We start from the raw sequence: 17870 nt of genomic DNA, 5'->3' as shown, positions 1-17870 counted from the left end.
GCAGTCTGGTAGTGATCCAAGCGCTCGGCTGAAAGCCACTATTGACCTACCTCGGGCCCCGCACCCAACTAAGAAAAGGCCCCAAGGTAATGCCGACAAGGTCGGTGGCGATATGGGCTATGATATTGGCCAGAAGGTCACCGTGCCATAGGAAGAAGACAGTTAAGAATGCTCCTGAAATAACAGTGGTGAGCGCTGGTCCGACGCCCCACATCGGAATATGAGCCAGTCCAAAAACAGCCACAACGAGTGCGGCCGCAAGCAAGGGCTCGAAACCGAAAGACATCAGGATCGCCAAGGCAACACCGCGATAGAGAACCTCTTCAACAATCCCTCCAACAACCACGGCCAGGACAAGATACCAAAGTGGAAGACGGGCGAGCGCGGACAGCGTTCCTTCAAAGCCCTCAAGGCCCAGCCAGTGCGGCAGGCGCAGGAGAATGGGTCCTAGTGCGAAGACGAAGAAAGCCGCCATCCCTGCACCCCAAAGGATCGTGCTCAGGTCTGGTGCACCGAACCCAAGCGCGCCCAAAGAAAACTGCAGCGGATCAAGCATCAACCAAAGGCTGACCATTGCGAGAACCGCGAGAAGAAGCTGACAGAGCAGGTTGGTGGCGAGGTTCTCGGCATCTTCACCGCGGCTTCGGCCAATATGAGCCACAGCGAGAGGTCCAGCAAGCGCCAGAGCCAGAACGAGTAAGGAAGTCAGTTCGATCATCGCAATCAGGTCCGGTGCTACGGAACAGTTCACTAAGAATTCGCTCTTCTCCTCTCCATATACTTGCTTTTAGGGCTCCACCATCGAAGACTTGGATTTGGCCAAAGTTGACTTCCGCGGTTTCGCAGAAAACCAGCAAGATGGGTTCAATAGGGCCATTCAAATCGTTGGCAGACATGTGATGTAAGGCACCCCACGGTGTTTGCTGACTGGGACTTTGGCAGGGCTGGAGCCTCCTCGGTTGCGCCTTAGGCACGAGTACGGCGTGAGAAGGACTCAGCGCGCCTTCCACCGATATGATTTGCCAAGGGAATAAGGGGTTGCCATAGGTCCACAACCCTCCTATACGGCCCCTTCATCATGAACTCCACGGGAATCAGGGTGACCAGAGTGCGTTGCACGTTGGGCCTTCTCGTGATGTTGAAAGGAAAAAAGGCGATGGACGCCAAGGAATTGCACGACAAGACGCCGGACCAGCTGCGTGAAGAGCTGGCCAATCTGAAGAAAACCTCCTTCAACCTGCGCTTCCAGCAAGCGACAGGCCAGTTGGAGAACCCCGCACAGATCCGCAAGGCCCGCCGTGACGCGGCGCGCGTGAAAACTGTGTTGAACCAAAAAGCAGCGGCCGCTGCAGCATCTGAGTAAGGAGAGCCCTCAATGCCAAAGCGTATCCTGCAGGGCGTCGTCACTTCTGATGCCAACGCCCAAACAGTCACCGTCAGCGTCGAGCGCCGCTTCACGCACCCGGTTCTGAAGAAGACCATCCGTAAGTCCAAGAAGTATCGGGCGCACGATGAAAAGAACACCTTCAAGGTAGGGGACAGCGTCCGCATCATCGAATGCGCGCCGAAGTCGAAAACCAAACGTTGGGAAGTGCTGGAGGCCGCTGAGGCCTAAGGCGCACGCCCTTAATTCGAAACCCTGGGGACATGGCCACGCATCGGCCCCCCAAAGGTCGGGAGAAACCAAATGATCCAGATGCAGACCAACCTGGATGTTGCTGACAACAGCGGCGCACGCCGCGTGCAGTGCATCAAGGTCCTGGGTGGTTCCAAGCGTAAATACGCATCCGTCGGCGACATCATTGTCGTGTCGGTCAAGGAAGCCATCCCCCGCGGTCGTGTGAAGAAAGGTGACGTCCGTAAGGCCGTCGTCGTGCGCACCGCCAAGGAAGTTCGCCGCGAAGACGGCACCGCGATCCGCTTTGATCGTAACGCCGCCGTCATCCTCAACAACAACAACGAGCCCATCGGTACCCGTATCTTTGGCCCGGTTGTCCGTGAGTTGCGTGCGAAGAACTTCATGAAAATCATCTCGCTTGCGCCGGAGGTGCTGTAATGGCTGCCAAACTTCGCAAAGGTGACAAGGTCATCGTTCTGGCCGGCAAGGACAAGGGCAAGACAGGCAACATAACGTCTGTGGACCCGAAATCCAACAAGGCCATCGTGGACGGCATCAACATCGCCATCCGCGCCACCCGTCAGTCCCAGGAAAGCCAGGGCGGCCGCATCCCTAAGGCGATGCCGGTTGATCTGAGCAATCTGGCCATCGTTGACGCAAAAGGTAAAGCCACACGCGTCGGCTTCAAAATGGACGGCGACAAGAAAGTGCGTTTTGCCAAGACAACAGGGGACGTGATCTGATGCTCGACACTGCAAATTACACCCCCCGCCTGAAAGCTGCCTATGCGGACACGATCCGCGCGGCGATGAAGAAAGAGTTCGGCTATAAGAACGACATGCAGATCCCGCGTCTGGACAAGATTGTCCTGAACATCGGCTGCGGTGCTGCCGCCGTGCGCGACAGCAAGAAAGCCAAATCAGCGGTCGAAGATCTGACGCTGATCGCAGGCCAGAAGGCGCTGACCACAACGGCCAAGAAATCCATCGCGGGTTTCCGGGTCCGTGAGGACATGCCGATGGGCGCGAAAGTGACCCTGCGCGGCGACCGCATGTATGAATTCCTCGACCGTCTGATCACGATTGCAATGCCTCGTATCCGCGACTTCCGCGGCGTATCGGGCAAGTCTTTTGACGGGCGTGGCAACTATGCCATGGGCCTCAAGGAGCACCTCGTGTTTCCCGAGATCAACTTCGACAAGATCGATGAGAACTGGGGAATGGACATCGTGATCGCCACAACGGCGCAAACCGACGCTGAAGCAAAGAGCCTGTTGAAGCACTTCAACATGCCTTTCAATTCATAAGCGCGGGAAGGATTAGACATGGCTAAAAAATCTATGATCGAACGCGAGAAGAAGCGCGAAGCTCTGGTTGCGAAATACGCCGCCAAGCGCGCTGAACTCAAGGCAATCGTGAATGACCAGGAAAAGCCGATGGAAGAGCGTTTCCGCGCCTCCCTGAAGCTGGCGAAACTGCCACGTAACTCGTCGGCTGTGCGTCTGCACAACCGCTGCCAGTTGACCGGTCGTCCACACGCCTACTATCGCAAACTGAAAATTTCGCGGATCGCGCTGCGGGACCTTGGCTCGAACGGCCAGATCCCCGGCATGGTCAAGTCGAGCTGGTAAGGAGCGCATCAGATGAACGATCCTATCGCAGATATGCTGACACGCATCCGGAACTCCTCGATGCGCGGTAAATCCACCGTCCACACACCTGCCTCCAAGCTGCGCGCCTGGGTGCTGGATGTGCTGGCGGACGAGGGCTACATCCGTGGTTATGAGAAGACCACCGGTGCCGATGGCCACCCGGCGATCGAAATCAGCCTGAAGTACTACGAAGGCGAACCTGTCATTCGCGAGCTGAAGCGGGTCTCCAAGCCCGGTCGTCGCGTTTACATGGGCGTCAATGACATCCCCGTTGTCCGTCAGGGCCTGGGCGTGTCGATTGTCTCCACCCCCAAGGGTGTGATGTCTGACCAAGCAGCACGCAGCGCCAACGTTGGTGGCGAAGTGCTCTGCACCGTCTTCTAAGGAGAGATTGCATGTCTCGTATTGGTAAAAAACCGGTCGAACTGCCCAGCGGTGTATCCGCCTCCGTCAGCGGTCAGACCATCGAAGTGAAAGGCCCGAAAGGCACGCGTTCGTTCAATGCAACGGATGATGTCTCGCTGGCCGTCGAGGACAATGTTGTCACCATCACGCCGCGCGGTAAATCCAAGCGCGCGCGGCAGCAGTGGGGCATGTCCCGCACGATGGTTGCAAACCTTGTCACCGGCGTCACCGAGGGCTTCAAGAAAGAGCTGGAGATCCAGGGTGTGGGCTACCGGGCGCAGATGCAGGGCAACACCCTGAAGCTGAACCTCGGCCTGAGCCACGACGTGGATTACACCGCGCCCGACGGCGTGACCGTAACCGCTCCAAAGCAAACCGAAGTTGTGGTGGAAGGCATTGACGAACAGCTTGTTGGTCAGGTTGCCGCGAACATCCGCGCGTGGCGTAAGCCCGAGCCCTACAAGGGCAAAGGCATCCGCTACAAGGGCGAGTTCATCTTCCGCAAAGAAGGCAAGAAGAAGTAAGGACGCAAGACATGGCAAACAGCAAAAGACAACTGTTCTTGAAGCGCCGCCTGCGCGTTCGGAACAAACTTCGCAAGGTCAACGCAGGTCGCGTGCGCCTTTCGGTTCACCGCTCGAACAAGAACATCTCGGTGCAATTGATCGACGATGTGGCTGGCAAAACACTCGCCGCTGCCTCGACGCTCGAAAAAGCGCTGGGTGTTGTGGGCAAAAACAACATCGAAGCGGCCACCAAGGTCGGGGCTGAAATCGCGAAACGCGCGAAAAAAGCCGGTGTTGAAGAAGCCTATTTTGATCGTGGCGGTTTCCTCTTTCATGGGAAGGTCAAGGCCGTTGCCGACGCCGCCCGTGAAGGTGGTCTGAAGATCTAAGAGCTGAAGGTCGCCCCCGCGGGCGACCTCGATGATCCGGGGGCTTTGGCCCACCTGGATTGAGACAAACGGGCGCCCCACTTTAAATCGGGCCCAGATAAAAGGATGTTCTCTATGGCAGAACGTGAAAACCGTCGCGGCAACCGCCGGGACCGTGACGAAGCACCGGAATTTGCCGACCGTCTGGTCGCGATCAACCGCGTGTCCAAAACCGTTAAAGGTGGTAAGCGCTTTGGTTTCGCGGCCCTCGTGGTTGTGGGCGACCAAAAAGGCCGTGTCGGCTTCGGCAAAGGTAAAGCGAAAGAGGTCCCCGAGGCCATCCGCAAAGCCACCGAGCAGGCCAAGCGCCAGATGATCCGCGTGCAACTGCGCGAAGGTCGGACGCTGCACCACGACATGGAAGGGCGTCACGGCGCCGGTAAAGTGGTCATGCGCACCGCCCCTGAGGGTACCGGGATCATTGCGGGTGGTCCGATGCGGGCGGTCTTCGAGATGCTGGGCGTCAAGGACGTTGTGTCCAAGTCCATCGGCTCACAGAACCCCTACAACATGATCCGCGCCACCATGGACGGTCTGCGTAAGGAAAGCTCGCCCCGGTCTGTCGCGCAGCGTCGCGGCAAGAAAGTGGCTGATATTCTGCCCAAGCGGGAAGACAATGTTGAGTCGTCCGCCCAAGTGGCTGAGGAGGCATAAGCATGGCCAAGACTATTGTTGTGAAACAGATCGGCTCCCCGATCCGCCGCCCCGCCAAACAGCGCGCAACGCTGATCGGCCTGGGCCTGAACAAAATGCACAAGACCCGCGAGCTGGAAGACACACCTTCCGTGCGCGGCATGATCAACTCGGTCAGCCATATGGTCGAGATCGTGGAAGAACGAGACTAAGCGTTTCGCACTACTGAAATTGAAAGCGCCCCGCAGGAAACTGGGGGGCGCTTTTTAATGGAAGTGTTTCTCAAGTCGGTTGTGAACTTCGTAAGCCTCGGCGGCAAGCTGATCTGCACTAAGTATGCGGGCTACAAAGGAAACACAGAGAACTCCCCGGAAAAACTGGTTGTCAAAATCATGTCGGTGATCTTTTAGAAGACTCGACTCTGGGTAACCGGTTAGTCGAAAACTTCTTCTCTTTGGGTCGTAGAGCTCAAGAAGTTGCGGCGCAGCTGCGTGGAGGTAACCAGAATATAGACGACTAAGATATGCCGATACCGCGATTGCGCTGTGATCGGTTGCTCTTTCTGGGTTCACTTGAGATAAGTACCTCCTCACGGTTTTTCGGGGAATGCTCCATCGATTTCTTTGATGGCCTGAGAACTCGCGAAATTCGGGCTCGTTTGCCCAAAAATTTTGGAGGTATCTTTGGTGGTCTTCCGTTTTCGAGAACCCGAAGAATGGCATTCCAAGGAAGAGAATATCCTCGTGTATCTCATCCAGTGTTCGCTGCAAGGTGGACAACTCTTGCAAGAAGCCTTGCGCTAACAATAGCTGTCCGGCGTGAAGACTGCTTATGTATCTCGCCAGCTTCAGCAGTAGGGCGGCTTCGATGTTTTCCTTTTCGAACCTGAATGCGGTCTTTTCGCGAACAGACTGCGGTTGTGGAAGCGGATGCTCGTTTTGAAGTTGCTCGAATGCGCTGGTGTACCATCGCAGTGGCGGGATTGGTCTGTCGTCTGAGTTGCTCATATGTTGATGCTCCGCTAATCGCTACTCGATTTCAACAGCCCGTGATCCCCGATCACGGGCAGCGCCCGACCGCCGCCATGGGCGGGCGCTTCGCGCCCGGGGGGTAAACCCCGCTGCGGCCTCAAAAGGTCCCCCGGACCTTTTGCAAGACGGCCTTCGCCCCGCGGTCGGGCCCTGCCCTTCCGATGCGCTCAAACTGCACCCTTGATCCATCCTCCAACCCCGTCTATACGCCCACGATCACCCCTGAGGTGACAGAATCGAAACGCCGCGTTTGCCCGCTCCCGTCGCTGGGGGGTACATCCGGCCAAAGGAGAAGCGACAATGAAACTGAATGAACTGTCTGACAACGCAGGTGCTGTCAAGAAACGCAAGCGCGTCGGCCGTGGCCCCGGTTCCGGCACCGGTAAAATGGGTGGCCGCGGGATCAAAGGTCAGAAATCCCGCTCAGGCGTGGCGATCAACGGGTATGAAGGCGGGCAGATGCCGCTCTACCAACGTCTGCCAAAGCGCGGCTTCAACAAGCCAAACCGCAAATCATACGCAGTTGTGAACCTGGGCCTGATCCAGAAATTCATCGACGCCAAAAAGATCGACGCCAAGAAAACCATCACCGAAGACGTGCTGGTCGAGTCCGGCCTTATTCGCCGTAAATTGGACGGTATTCGCGTTCTGGCGAAGGGCGAAGTGACCGGCAAGCTGACCATCGAAGTGACCGGCGCATCGAAATCTGCCGTGGAAGCGGTGGCAAAAGCAGGCGGATCGCTGACTGTGGCAGCCCCTGCGGCGGCTGAAGCGGACGCTTAAGCCCAAGGAATAGGCTTGTGGGCGGCGGTCTCGCCGCTTACATAAGCTAACGAGTTTTCCTTTACGCCGCCCGCCGCAACCGGCCCGGGCGGCGTAACCGTACCGAAAGAGAGCCCTTCATGGTATCTGCCGTTGAAAATATGGCTGCAAACACCAGCTGGTCCGCGCTGGGTAAAGCAACCGACCTGCGCAACCGCATCCTTTTCACACTTGGCCTGCTGATCGTTTACCGCCTGGGGACGTTTATCCCGGTGCCCGGGATCGACGGCGTGGCCCTGCGCGAGTTCATGGAGCAGGCGGGGCAGGGCATTGGCGGCATGGTCAGCATGTTCACCGGCGGGGCGCTGGGGCGGATGGGCATTTTTGCCCTCGGGATCATGCCCTATATCTCGGCCTCGATCATCGTGCAGCTGCTGACCTCGATGGTGCCCAAGCTGGAACAGCTGAAGAAAGAGGGTGAACAGGGTCGCAAGAAGATCAACCAATACACCCGTTTCGGCACGGTTTTCCTGGCCACGCTGCAGGCCTACGGCCTCGCGGTCAGCCTCGAAGCGGGCGATATCGTCACCGATCCGGGGCTCTTTTTCCGCGCCTCCTGCGTGATCACGCTGGTCGGCGGGACCATGTTCCTGATGTGGCTGGGCGAACAGATCACAGCGCGTGGCATCGGCAACGGTATTTCGCTGATCATCTTCGTCGGCATCATCGCCGAGGTGCCTGCCGCCATGGCGCAGTTCTTCGCCTCCGGTCGCTCCGGTGCCATCAGCCCGGCGGTGATCATCGGCGTGATTGTCATGGTAATTACGACGATCATGTTCGTGGTCTTCATGGAGCGGGCGCTGCGGAAGATCCACATTCAATATCCGCGCCGTCAGGTGGGCATGAAGGTCTATGACGGTGGCTCCAGCCACCTGCCGGTCAAGGTCAACCCAGCGGGCGTGATCCCGGCGATCTTTGCCTCGTCATTGCTGCTGCTGCCGGTCACGATCAGCACGTTTTCGGGCAATTCAACCAATCCGATCATGTCATGGCTCTTGGCCAACTTCGGCCCCGGGCAGCCGCTTTATCTGACGTTCTTCGTCGTGATGATCATCTTCTTTGCTTATTTCTACACCTTCAACGTCAGCTTCAAACCTGACGATGTGGCGGACAACCTGAAAAACCAAAACGGCTTTGTTCCGGGTATTCGGCCCGGCAAGAAGACCTCGGAATATCTGGAATATGTGGTCAACCGCGTGCTGGTGCTGGGCTCCGGCTATCTGGCGGCGGTCTGTCTGCTGCCGGAAATCCTGCGCGGACAATTCGCGATCCCGTTCTACTTTGGTGGTACTTCCGTGCTGATTGTGGTCTCTGTAACCATGGACACGATCCAGCAAGTGCAAAGTCACCTTCTGGCCCATCAATACGAAGGCCTGCTTGAAAAGTCGCAGCTGCGCGGCAAATCTGGCGGTAAAACACGCAAGAAACGGAGCCCCGTCCGCCGATGAATATAATACTGCTGGGGCCTCCCGGGGCTGGTAAGGGGACGCAGGCGCGTCACCTCGTTGAAACGCGCGGCATGGTGCAGTTGAGCACGGGCGATATGTTGCGTGAGGCCAAGGACTCCGGCACGGAAATGGGCAAGATCGTTGCGGATGTGATGGCGCGGGGTGCGCTGGTGACCGATGAGATCGTGATTGGTCTGATCCGCGAGAAATTGGAAACGGTCAAAGCCAACGGGTTCATCTTTGACGGCTTCCCGCGCACGCTGGCGCAGGCCGATGCGCTGGGGGATTTGCTGGAGGCCGAGGGCGAAACCCTTGATGCCGTGATCGAGATGCGGGTGGATGACAGCGCTTTGGTCGCGCGGATCGTGGCGCGCTCGACCTGCGCAATGTGCGGTGAAGTTTACAACGATGCCACCAAACCCATTCCGGCCGATGGCAAATGCACCAACTGCGGTGGCACCGAATTCAAGCGCCGGGCGGATGACAATGAGGAAAGCCTCAAGACCCGTCTGATGGAATACTACAAGCAGACTTCGCCGTTGATCGGCTACTATTACGCCAAGGGCATGTTGTCCCGTGTGGATGGCCTGGGTGCGATCGAGGCAGTCCAGGGCGAGATCCAGAGCGCGCTGGACACGTAGGGATCTGCGATGACGCTGCGCACGAGTGAGGGTGACAAGACGTGCTGAAGATCGGCGTCTTTTACAAACCTGATACCGGTCACATCCACATCGCGCATGGTGGTGAAGAAGGGTTCATTACAACGGTGAGCCCTGATCCTGCCAGTAAACGTGGTAACCCCAATCTTTACTGGCACCTTGCGGATTGCCTTCGTGCGAAAGGCATGCCCGCGCCTGACAAGGAATGAGGGTCAGATTTCACGAAAGCGCGGAGCCGCGCTGGAAAAAATACTGAAGGGTTGACGCCTTTCCCAAAAGCCCATAACACGCGCTATCTCTAACGAGAATCAATTTGTCCTGAGGGTCGCTCCCGAAAGACAAGATCACCTGATCAGCTGACGCCCGGCGGCCTTTTGTGCTCCGGGCTTCGTTTGTGAAAAAAGGGTCTGGCACTACGGACCCGCAACGAAAAGGAATACTCCACGTGGCACGTATTGCCGGCGTAAACATCCCGACTGCAAAGCGGGTTCCCATCGCCCTCACTTACATCACCGGTATCGGCAACGCCTCCGCAAAAGCGATTTGCGAAGCGGTTGGTATCGACGCGGCCCGCCGGGTCAATGAACTTTCCGACGCCGAAGTGCTGTCTGTGCGCGAGCACATCGACGCCAACTACACCGTCGAAGGGGACCTGCGGCGCGACACGCAGATGAACATCAAGCGTTTGATGGACCTGGGGTGCTACCGTGGCCTGCGCCACCGTCGTAACCTGCCGGTACGCGGTCAGCGCACCCACACCAATGCTCGTACCCGCAAAGGCCCCGCGAAGGCCATTGCCGGTAAGAAGAAATAAGGGAGGGTCTGACCGATGGCACGTGATAAAGTCCGCGTTAAGAAAAAGGCCAGCAAGAACATCGCCGCAGGTGTGGCGCATGTGAACAGCTCCTTCAACAACACCAAGATCCTGATCTCCGATGTGCAGGGCAACGCGATCTCCTGGTCGTCTGCTGGCACCATGGGCTTCAAAGGCTCGCGGAAATCCACACCCTATGCGGCCCAGATGGCGGCAGAGGATGCGGGCCGCAAGGCACAGGAACATGGCGTGAAAACGCTGGAAGTTGAAGTGCAGGGGCCAGGCTCTGGCCGTGAGAGCGCGCTGCGCGCCCTGGCTGCTGCCGGGTTCAACATCACCTCGATCCGTGATGTGACCCCGATGGCGCATAACGGCTGCCGCCCGCCGAAGCGCCGCCGCGTTTAAGCACAAGTTGACACTCTGGGACCGTGTGTTTTTGCACGGCCCCATTTCGCTTTTTTGAAACCTCGAGAGTCTTCACCTTTAGGACATGGGGCGTAGACAAGAATGGAGGGACGCATGATCCACAAGAATTGGGCTGAGCTTATCAAGCCACAACAGCTTGACGTGAAACCGGGCAACGACCCGGCGCGCCAGGCGACGGTCACCGCCGAACCGCTGGAGCGCGGTTTTGGTCTGACCATGGGCAACGCGCTGCGCCGCGTGCTGATGTCGTCTTTGCAGGGTGCGGCAATCACCTCCGTTCAGATCGACAACGTTTTGCACGAGTTTTCATCTGTTGCCGGTGTGCGTGAAGACGTGACCGACATCATCCTAAACCTCAAAGGCGTGTCGCTGCGCATGGAAGTCGAAGGGCCCAAGCGTCTGTCGATTTCTGCGAAGGGGCCTGGCGTTGTGACGGCGGGCGATATTTCCGAATCCGCAGGCATCGAAGTGCTGAACCGCGAGCATGTGATCTGCCACCTCGACGATGGCGCCGATCTTTACATGGAACTGACGGTCAATCAGGGCAAAGGCTATGTATCTTCCGAGAAGAACAAGCCCGAGGACGCGCCCATCGGTCTGATCCCGATCGACGCGATCTATTCGCCGGTCAAAAAAGTCAGCTATGATGTGCAGCCGACACGTGAAGGTCAGGTTCTGGACTATGACAAGCTGACCATGAAAGTGGAGACCGACGGCTCTTTGACACCTGACGATGCGGTGGCCTTTGCCGCGCGCATTCTGCAGGACCAGCTGGGTATCTTCGTCAACTTCGACGAGCCGGAATCCGCATCCCGTGCGGACGAGGACGATGGCCTGGAATTCAACCCGCTGCTGCTGAAGAAAGTCGACGAGCTGGAACTGTCGGTGCGTTCGGCGAACTGCTTGAAAAACGACAATATTGTCTACATCGGCGATCTGATCCAGAAAACCGAAGCGGAGATGTTGCGCACGCCGAACTTTGGCCGCAAATCCTTGAACGAGATCAAGGAAGTGCTGTCGGGCATGGGTCTGCACCTCGGCATGGACGTCGAAGACTGGCCGCCAGACAACATCGAAGATCTGGCGAAGAAATTCGAAGACTCCTTCTAACAGGGGTCTTTACTGAGTTGCCCGCCCCTGGCGGGACAAAATGCCCGCATTGGCGGGGACGATCTGGGTCGCAAGACCCCAAGGAGAACCGGGTGACACGCATCACCCGGTCAGACAAAGCAAAATCGCCCGTAGAGGGCACAGTTAGGAGATTAGAAAATGCGTCACGCACGTGGATACCGCCGCCTGAACCGCACACATGAGCACCGCAAGGCGCTCTGGGCCAACATGGCGGGCTCGCTCATCGAACATGAGCAAATCAAGACAACATTGCCTAAGGCAAAGGAACTGCGTCCGATCATCGAGAAAATGATTACCCTGGCGAAACGCGGTGATCTGCACGCGCGCCGTCAGGCCGCAGCCAAGCTGAAGCAGGACCAACACGTCACCAAACTCTTTGACGTTCTCGGCCCACGCTACAAGGACCGTCAGGGCGGTTATGTGCGCGTGCTGAAAGCCGGTTTCCGCTATGGCGATATGGCACCGATGGCGATCATCGAATTCGTGGATCGCGACCGTGATGCCAAAGGTGCGGGTGACAAGGCGCGCCTGGCTGCTGAGGAAGCCGCTGAAGAATAAGACGGACGCATCGCTCCGAAAGTCCAAGCCCCTGTCCGAGACCGGACGGGGGCTTTTTTCATGAGGCGATCATGTTTTCGCACAGAGGACCCGAACATCTTTTTTGACCGACCCGGGGCTGCTCTGAACGGCCAGCTCCTCGTCACCTGCTCGCAGAGGCGATAGCCAACCCGTCGGTGACGGCGGTGAAGACTTCGGTGAAGGAATGCCGGGCCTCGGCAAACTGCGTTTTCATCGTTTTCGAAATCATCGACATCAGGCTTGACCCGCCAACATAGATTACCCGGTCCACCTGATCAGGGCGCTTACCCGCGCGCTGCAGCGTTTCTGCGGCGCCCTCCCGCAGTCTTTGAGCATAGGGCGCAAGCACATGGTCGAGCATTCCGGAGGGCAGGGGGGCGGAAAGCGCCCGTTCAATCTGATCCAACGATATCACCGGATCCGCACCGCCGGTGTTGGCTGCGATCTTGCCGCGCTCAACGGCAAAAGCAAGATCGTGGCCGATTTCTTCCTCCAGCACCGTCGCAAGACGGCTCAGTTTCTCAGGTTCTTCGGCAAGACGCGCCATCTCCGCGACCATGCGGCGGTTCTGTGCGGTATAGAGAAATGGGATTTTCTCCCAGGTCGCCAGATCGTTGAAGATCGCGTTGGGCACCGGCGACGTGCCGGGACCCATTACTTTACGCAATTCGGTGCTCTTGCCCAGAAGCGGCATCACCCGGTCGATACTGATCGCGCGGTCAAAATCCGTGCCCCCGATGCGCACGCCGTGATTGGCGAGAATGTCGACACCGTCAGGCGTTGATCGAAACAGCGAGAAATCGGAGGTCCCGCCGCCGATGTCGACAATCAGACCGATCTCGCTCGACTGATCAAGCGCGCCACTGGCGATGGCGGCGGCCTCGGGTTCAGGCATGAACGCGACATCCCTGAACCCCGCCGCCAGATAACAGGCCCTCAGATCGGCCTCGGCCTGCGCTTCACGCGCATCGCCCGCGCCGTGGAAAACCACGGGCCGACCTGATAGCGCGCGGTCAAAAATCAACCCGGTTTCGGCCTCGGCCCGGGTTTTGATCTGGTGCAGGAAACGGGCAATGATCTCAACGAAGGTGACACGCTCATTCAGGATCTGGCGTTTCTCATGCATCAGCGTGGTGCCGAGCACCCGTTTCAACGCGCGCATGAACCGCCCGTCCGCACCATCAAGGAGCGCCTGGTTGGCGGGCTCACCGATCAGTGTCTCGCGGGTTTCGAAATCAAAAAAGAATGTCGTGGGCAGTGTTGTCATTCCGGGTGACATCTCGATCAGCCGCGGTTTGCCATCCGCCAGATACCCCGCCGCCGAATTGGATGTGCCGAAATCAATGCCCAATACCTGGCCGCGCGACGCCATGCCTGATCCCTCTCGGTGCTGAAACGAAAGGCGCGTACCTATGAGCGCGCTGCGCAGAGGTCAATAGGGAACGTCAATGCCAGGGCAGATCGTTTAACCCGTTTCTTGCTGCCGCTTGGCGCGCAGTTTCTCGAAATAGGCTAGTCGTTTTTTCATCTCACGCTCAAATCCGCGGTCCGGCGGCGCGTAAAATGACACCCGCTCCATATCGTCGGGGAAATAGTGTTGCCCGGAAAAACCATCCTCAGCGTCATGATCATAGGCGTAGCCGCTGCCATAGCCTTCTTCCTTCATCAGGGTCGTTGGCGCGTTCAGGATATGTTTGGGCGGTGGCTCTGAACCTGTTTGCTTGGCCAGCCCCATGGCCTGTTTGTAAGCGACGTAGGCTGCGTTGGATTTCGGCGCCAGTGCGAGGTAGAGCACAGCCTGCCCCAGGGCCAATTCGCCTTCTGGCGAGCCCAGACGCTCATAGGTTGCCCAAGCATCGAGACACAGTCGGTTGGCCTGCGGGTCCGCCAGGCCGATGTCTTCGACGGCCATGCGGGTGATCCTGCGCGCCAGAAAACGCGGGTCTTCACCGGCCGCAAGCATGCGTGCCAGCCAATACATCGCCGCATCCGGATCGGACCCGCGCACCGCCTTGTGCAGCGCGGAGATCAGATTGTAATGCGCATCGCCGGACTTGTCGTAGTGCGCCGCGCGCCGTTGCAGCCGCGCGGCCAGTTCCTTGGGCCCGAGCGGGGCATCTGCCGCGATGGTCGAGGCCTGTTCGACAAGGTTCAACAGAGCGCGCCCGTCGCCATCGGCCATCTGCACCAGTGCGGATCGCGCCTCAGCATCCAGCGGCAGTTGCTTGCCCAGCATCTCTTCGGCCCGGGCCATCAATTCATTCAGCGCCTCGGTCTCAAGCCGGCGCAGGACCAGGACCTGCGACCGCGACAGCAGCGCTGAGTTCAGCTCGAAAGACGGGTTTTCGGTGGTGGCCCCCACCAGCACGATGGTGCCATCTTCCATATGGGGCAGGAAACCATCCTGCTGTGCCTTGTTGAACCGATGGATTTCATCGACGAACAGCAGGGTGCCCTGTCCGATACGTTGTCGCGTTTTGGCGGCCTCGAACACTTTACGCAGGTCGGAAACGCCGGAGAATATGGCGCTGATCTGGACGAAGGCGCGGTCCGAGGCGTCAGCCAGCAGTCTGGCGATGGTCGTTTTCCCCACCCCCGGCGGCCCCCAAAAAATGAGGGAAGAGAGCGTATTTGCCGCCAGCATCGCACCAAGCGGCGCCTCGGGTGCCAGAATGTGATCCTGACCAATCACCTCATCGAGACGCGTGGGCCGCAGCCGGTCCGCCAGCGGGCGGTCGCGGGCTTCGTCACCTTGGGGGGGTGCACTTTCTGGCAGGTCGCCGAATAAGTCAGTCATGGGCAATCTTTTAGCGCAGAGCGGGGGGAGATGAAATCGCGATCCGAACCGGCGCGCCGCAATACGCCGCGCAGGAAACTTGACAATCAAGCGGCTGTGCGTGACAGACCGCGCATGATGAAAACTCTGATCATGGTGGCCCTTGGCGGCTCAATTGGCGCGTCGTTGCGCTTTCTCTGGGGGGTGTCGGTCTTTCGCCTGACCGGCCCGACAGAACTGCCTTTGGCGATCATGGCCGCGAATGTGATCGGGTCATTTTTGATGGGGGCTTTCGTCGTGCTGGCGGCGCACCGCGGGCTGACACATCTCAGCCCCCTCATCATGACGGGCCTGCTCGGCGGCTTCACGACATTTTCCGCATTTTCGTTGGAAACAGTGACTTTGCTGGAGCGGGGCAGCCTTGGGCTGGCGGGGCTCTACATCGCCCTGTCTGTTGGCCTGTCCATTGCCGGTCTCATGCTGGGTCTCTGGATGATGCGGGGGGTGCTGCTGTGAGCCGGGTTCAGATGCTGACCATCAAGGACGACGACGCAGACCAGCGGCTGGACCGCTGGTTTCGCGGGCAGTTTCCACACATCAGTCAGGGCCGGATCGAGAAAATGTGCCGCAAGGGCGAGATCCGGGTTGATGGCGGCCGGGTCAAAGGCTCCACACGGCTGGAGGCCGGGCAGCAGGTGCGGGTGCCGCCCTTGCCGAGCAGTGAGGCCCCGCCGCCCACGCCCAGGGCAAAAGTCTCTGATGCCGATGCAAAGCTGATCCAGTCCTGCGTGATCTACCGCGATGATCATGTGATTGCGCTGAACAAACCGGCGGGGTTGCCGACGCAGGGCGGGTCCAAGCAAACGCGGCATGTGGACGGTATGGCGGAGGCCCTGAAATTCGGGCTGGATGAAAAACCGCGGCTGGTTCACCGGCTCGACAAGGATACCTCCGGCGTGCTGCTTTTGGCCCGTACGCGCGCTGCGGCCAAGGCGCTGACCGCCGCGATGCGTCACCGGGAGACGCGCAAGATCTACTGGGCGCTGGTGGCCGGTGTCCCGACACCCTACCTCGGTGAGATCAAATACGGTCTGGTCAAGGCGCCCGGTCGCGGTACCGGCGGCGAGGGCGAAAAGATGATCGCGGTGCATCCGCGTGACATTGACGACACCTATGGCGCCAAACGCGCGCACACGCTTTACGCCACGCTCTACCGCGTCGCATCGCGGGCCGCCTGGGTCGCGATGGAGCCGGTCACGGGCCGGACGCATCAGCTGCGCGCGCATATGGCGGAGATCGGGCATCCGATCATCGGCGATGGGAAATACGGTGGCTCCGGTCAGGAAAACATGGGGGACGGCTGGGGTGCGCAACTGGGCGGGATCATCTCCAAGAAGCTGCATCTGCATGCACGGATGATGCGTTTCGAACACCCGGAGACGCGCAAAGTGGTGACAGTGACCGCGCCAATGCCCGATCACATGGCGCAGAGTTGGGACACCTTTGGCTGGACAACAGATCTGGCCGCCGAAGATCCGTTTGAGGCGCTGGAATGAGCGCGCCGCTGCGCTTGGTGATTTTCGATGTGGACGGCACGCTGGTGGACAGCCAGGCCGACATCCTCGCCGCCATGGCACAGGCCTTTGCCGCCGTTGGACAGCCCGCACCGTCGCGCAGCGCGATTTTGGGGATCGTTGGTCTGTCGCTGGACGTGGCCATGGCCCGTTTGGCGCCGGATGCGGATCATGCCCGCATGGTTCAGGGCTACAAGGATGCCTACATGGCATTGCGGGCCAAGACCGGGGCGGCGCAATCCTCTCCGCTCTACCCCGGCGCGCGGGAGGCTTTGACGCGGCTGCTTGCGCAGCCAGAGGTGCTGTTGGGGGTGGCGACCGGAAAATCAAAGCGCGGCCTCGACAAGCTGATCGAAGCGCACGGGCTTGAAGGTGTCTTTGTCACGCAGCAGGTCGCAGATTTTCACCCCTCAAAGCCACACCCGTCGATGATCCATCAGGCGATGATGGACACCGGCGTTGCGGCTGACCAAACGGTCATGATCGGGGACACCAGTTTTGACATGGATATGGCCGCAGCGGCAGGTGTGCACGGGGTGGGCGTGAGCTGGGGATACCATCCGGTTTCCGCATTGCGCGCCGCGCGGACAGTATTGCCCGATTTTACCGCACTTGATGCGGTTCTGGGCGAGGTCTGGGAGATCACGGCGTGAGCGAGTGGAAGGCCAAGAGGTTTTGGAAAACCGCAGCGGTTGTGGAAAAACCCGGTGGGTTCGAGATCGCATTGGATGCACGCCCGGTCAAAACACCCGCAAAACGCGCCTTGCTGGTCCCCAGCCGCGGGTTTGCCGAGGCGATCGCCGCAGAATGGGATGCGCAAGAAGATCAGATTGACCCACAAAGCATGCCTTTTACCCGCACGGCAAATGCGGCGGTGGACAAGGTTGCGACCCAGCATGCCGAAGTCGCCGAAATGCTGGCAGCCTACGGCGACAGCGATCTGCTGTGTTACCGGGCGGAGCAACCTGCCGCACTCGTGGCGCGTCAGGCACAGGTTTGGGATCCATTTCTCGACTGGGCAGACGCGGCGCTGAACGCGCGTCTGGAAGCGCGGGCAGGGGTCATGCACATCCCGCAGGATCCGCAGGCGCTGGAACGGCTATCGGCCAAGGTGGCGGCGCTGTCCGCCTATCAGCTGGCTGCGTTTCACGATCTGGTCAGCCTCTCGGGGTCCCTGATTCTCGGTTTCGCGACCGCGCAAGATGTGCAAAGCGCCAGGGCCATTTGGGACATTTCCCGTCTCGATGAAATCTGGCAGGCAGAGCAATGGGGCCAGGACGAAGAAGCCGAAGCAGCAGCGGCCATCAAGCAAGCGGCTTTTGAACACGCAAAAGTGGTTTTTGACCTCTCCAAGCCCGATTCTTAGAAG

27 protein-coding genes are annotated in these 17870 nt (G+C 59.1%); 23 read left to right on the top strand and 4 right to left on the bottom strand.

The genetic code is table 11. From position 1 onward, the window contains the following. Positions 1-46 precede the first annotated feature (46 nt). Entirely contained in the window at positions 47-718 is a 672-nt protein-coding gene (locus Q1A20_RS11500; protein ID WP_299407803.1) for a CPBP family glutamic-type intramembrane protease, read from the bottom strand. 438 nt (positions 719-1156) lie between these two features. Between Q1A20_RS11500 and rpmC the strand changes: the two genes are divergently transcribed. From rpmC to rpmD, 11 genes are all read left to right on the top strand, one after another. Further along, complete coding sequence (gene rpmC / locus Q1A20_RS11495) at positions 1157-1363, top strand: 50S ribosomal protein L29 (RefSeq protein WP_298974904.1); 207 nt, start codon at positions 1157-1159, stop codon at positions 1361-1363. A 12-nt stretch (positions 1364-1375) separates the two neighbouring features. After that, positions 1376-1615 carry a 30S ribosomal protein S17 gene (gene rpsQ, locus Q1A20_RS11490; RefSeq protein ID WP_298919265.1) on the top strand — a complete coding sequence of 80 codons (240 nt, stop codon included), beginning with the start codon at positions 1376-1378 and terminating at the stop codon, positions 1613-1615. 72 nt (positions 1616-1687) lie between these two features. Beyond that, entirely contained in the window at positions 1688-2056 is a 369-nt protein-coding gene (gene rplN, locus Q1A20_RS11485) for a 50S ribosomal protein L14 (protein WP_011567679.1), read from the top strand. Then, positions 2056-2361: a 50S ribosomal protein L24 gene (gene rplX / locus Q1A20_RS11480; RefSeq protein WP_298974905.1), complete on the top strand. Its 306-nt coding sequence runs from the start codon at positions 2056-2058 to the stop codon at positions 2359-2361. The genes rplN and rplX overlap by 1 nt, the downstream gene beginning before the upstream one ends. Next, positions 2361-2924, top strand: coding sequence for a 50S ribosomal protein L5 (gene rplE / locus Q1A20_RS11475; protein ID WP_299734794.1), 564 nt, complete (start codon positions 2361-2363; stop codon positions 2922-2924). Before rplX ends, rplE begins: the two co-directional genes overlap by 1 nt. An 18-nt stretch (positions 2925-2942) precedes the next feature. After that, entirely contained in the window at positions 2943-3248 is a 306-nt protein-coding gene (gene rpsN / locus Q1A20_RS11470; protein ID WP_298974909.1) for a 30S ribosomal protein S14, read from the top strand. A 12-nt stretch (positions 3249-3260) separates the two neighbouring features. Further along, entirely contained in the window at positions 3261-3653 is a 393-nt protein-coding gene (gene rpsH / locus Q1A20_RS11465; RefSeq protein ID WP_195819744.1) for a 30S ribosomal protein S8, read from the top strand. Positions 3654-3664: 11 nt separating this feature from the next. Next, the gene (gene rplF, locus Q1A20_RS11460; RefSeq protein WP_298974911.1) at positions 3665-4198 is read left to right on the top strand and encodes a 50S ribosomal protein L6; all 534 of its coding nucleotides are present in this window, start codon (positions 3665-3667) and stop codon (positions 4196-4198) included. 11 nt (positions 4199-4209) lie between these two features. Then, positions 4210-4569, top strand: a complete 360-nt coding sequence (gene rplR, locus Q1A20_RS11455) for a 50S ribosomal protein L18 (RefSeq protein ID WP_298974913.1) — start codon at positions 4210-4212, stop codon at positions 4567-4569. 114 nt (positions 4570-4683) lie between these two features. Continuing rightward, positions 4684-5262 carry a 30S ribosomal protein S5 gene (rpsE, locus tag Q1A20_RS11450; protein ID WP_298974914.1) on the top strand — a complete coding sequence of 193 codons (579 nt, stop codon included), beginning with the start codon at positions 4684-4686 and terminating at the stop codon, positions 5260-5262. Positions 5263-5264: 2 nt separating this feature from the next. After that, a complete protein-coding gene (gene rpmD / locus Q1A20_RS11445; protein ID WP_298974916.1) occupies positions 5265-5453 on the top strand; it encodes a 50S ribosomal protein L30 in 189 nt (62 codons plus the stop codon). A gap of 54 nt (positions 5454-5507) precedes the next feature. Here the strand turns inward: rpmD and Q1A20_RS11440 are convergent, their stop codons facing one another. Further along, positions 5508-6248, bottom strand: a complete 741-nt coding sequence (locus Q1A20_RS11440) for a hypothetical protein (RefSeq protein WP_298974918.1) — start codon at positions 6246-6248, stop codon at positions 5508-5510. Between the two features lie 324 nt (positions 6249-6572). On the opposite strand from Q1A20_RS11440, the gene rplO reads away from it, so the two are divergent. The 8 genes from rplO to rplQ all read left to right on the top strand — a co-directional run bounded on the left by rplO (position 6573) and on the right by rplQ (position 12130). After that, entirely contained in the window at positions 6573-7055 is a 483-nt protein-coding gene (gene rplO / locus Q1A20_RS11435; protein ID WP_299407790.1) for a 50S ribosomal protein L15, read from the top strand. Between the two features lie 119 nt (positions 7056-7174). Further along, positions 7175-8542, top strand: coding sequence for a preprotein translocase subunit SecY (gene secY, locus Q1A20_RS11430; protein ID WP_298974922.1), 1368 nt, complete (start codon positions 7175-7177; stop codon positions 8540-8542). Continuing rightward, positions 8539-9183, top strand: coding sequence for an adenylate kinase (locus tag Q1A20_RS11425; protein ID WP_299407787.1), 645 nt, complete (start codon positions 8539-8541; stop codon positions 9181-9183). Before secY ends, Q1A20_RS11425 begins: the two co-directional genes overlap by 4 nt. A gap of 41 nt (positions 9184-9224) precedes the next feature. Then, complete coding sequence (locus tag Q1A20_RS11420) at positions 9225-9410, top strand: hypothetical protein (protein ID WP_299407785.1); 186 nt, start codon at positions 9225-9227, stop codon at positions 9408-9410. 236 nt (positions 9411-9646) lie between these two features. Continuing rightward, on the top strand, positions 9647-10015 hold the full coding sequence (gene rpsM, locus Q1A20_RS11415; RefSeq protein ID WP_298974928.1) for a 30S ribosomal protein S13: 369 nt from the start codon (positions 9647-9649) through the stop codon (positions 10013-10015). Positions 10016-10030: 15 nt separating this feature from the next. Continuing rightward, positions 10031-10420: a 30S ribosomal protein S11 gene (gene rpsK / locus Q1A20_RS11410; RefSeq protein ID WP_011567694.1), complete on the top strand. Its 390-nt coding sequence runs from the start codon at positions 10031-10033 to the stop codon at positions 10418-10420. 114 nt (positions 10421-10534) lie between these two features. After that, the gene (locus Q1A20_RS11405; RefSeq protein ID WP_298974932.1) at positions 10535-11551 is read left to right on the top strand and encodes a DNA-directed RNA polymerase subunit alpha; all 1017 of its coding nucleotides are present in this window, start codon (positions 10535-10537) and stop codon (positions 11549-11551) included. 159 nt (positions 11552-11710) lie between these two features. After that, entirely contained in the window at positions 11711-12130 is a 420-nt protein-coding gene (rplQ, locus tag Q1A20_RS11400) for a 50S ribosomal protein L17 (RefSeq protein ID WP_299916978.1), read from the top strand. A 142-nt stretch (positions 12131-12272) separates the two neighbouring features. Here the strand turns inward: rplQ and Q1A20_RS11395 are convergent, their stop codons facing one another. Both Q1A20_RS11395 and Q1A20_RS11390 read right to left on the bottom strand, forming a co-directional pair. Next, a complete protein-coding gene (locus Q1A20_RS11395) occupies positions 12273-13523 on the bottom strand; it encodes an Hsp70 family protein (RefSeq protein WP_299916977.1) in 1251 nt (416 codons plus the stop codon). Between the two features lie 93 nt (positions 13524-13616). Next, complete coding sequence (locus Q1A20_RS11390; protein WP_299916976.1) at positions 13617-14948, bottom strand: replication-associated recombination protein A; 1332 nt, start codon at positions 14946-14948, stop codon at positions 13617-13619. Positions 14949-15062: 114 nt separating this feature from the next. Here Q1A20_RS11390 and crcB point away from each other — a divergent pair, with 114 nt between their 5' ends. Genes crcB through Q1A20_RS11370 form a run of 4 tightly spaced genes read left to right on the top strand, consistent with a single transcriptional unit; the run spans position 15063 to position 17867 of the window. Continuing rightward, the gene (gene crcB, locus Q1A20_RS11385) at positions 15063-15443 is read left to right on the top strand and encodes a fluoride efflux transporter CrcB (protein WP_299501955.1); all 381 of its coding nucleotides are present in this window, start codon (positions 15063-15065) and stop codon (positions 15441-15443) included. After that, a complete protein-coding gene (locus Q1A20_RS11380) occupies positions 15440-16483 on the top strand; it encodes an RluA family pseudouridine synthase (protein ID WP_299916975.1) in 1044 nt (347 codons plus the stop codon). The genes crcB and Q1A20_RS11380 overlap by 4 nt, the downstream gene beginning before the upstream one ends. Further along, positions 16480-17154 (top strand): HAD-IA family hydrolase, encoded by a 675-nt coding sequence (locus Q1A20_RS11375; RefSeq protein ID WP_299916974.1) that lies wholly within the window; start codon positions 16480-16482, stop codon positions 17152-17154. The genes Q1A20_RS11380 and Q1A20_RS11375 overlap by 4 nt, the downstream gene beginning before the upstream one ends. Further along, complete coding sequence (locus tag Q1A20_RS11370) at positions 17151-17867, top strand: ATP12 family chaperone protein (protein ID WP_299916973.1); 717 nt, start codon at positions 17151-17153, stop codon at positions 17865-17867. Before Q1A20_RS11375 ends, Q1A20_RS11370 begins: the two co-directional genes overlap by 4 nt. Positions 17868-17870: the final 3 nt, after the last annotated feature.

Source organism: uncultured Roseobacter sp., from assembly GCF_947501835.1.
GTDB lineage: Bacteria > Pseudomonadota > Alphaproteobacteria > Rhodobacterales > Rhodobacteraceae > Roseobacter.
This window is presented reverse-complemented; position numbering and strand designations above follow the sequence as displayed.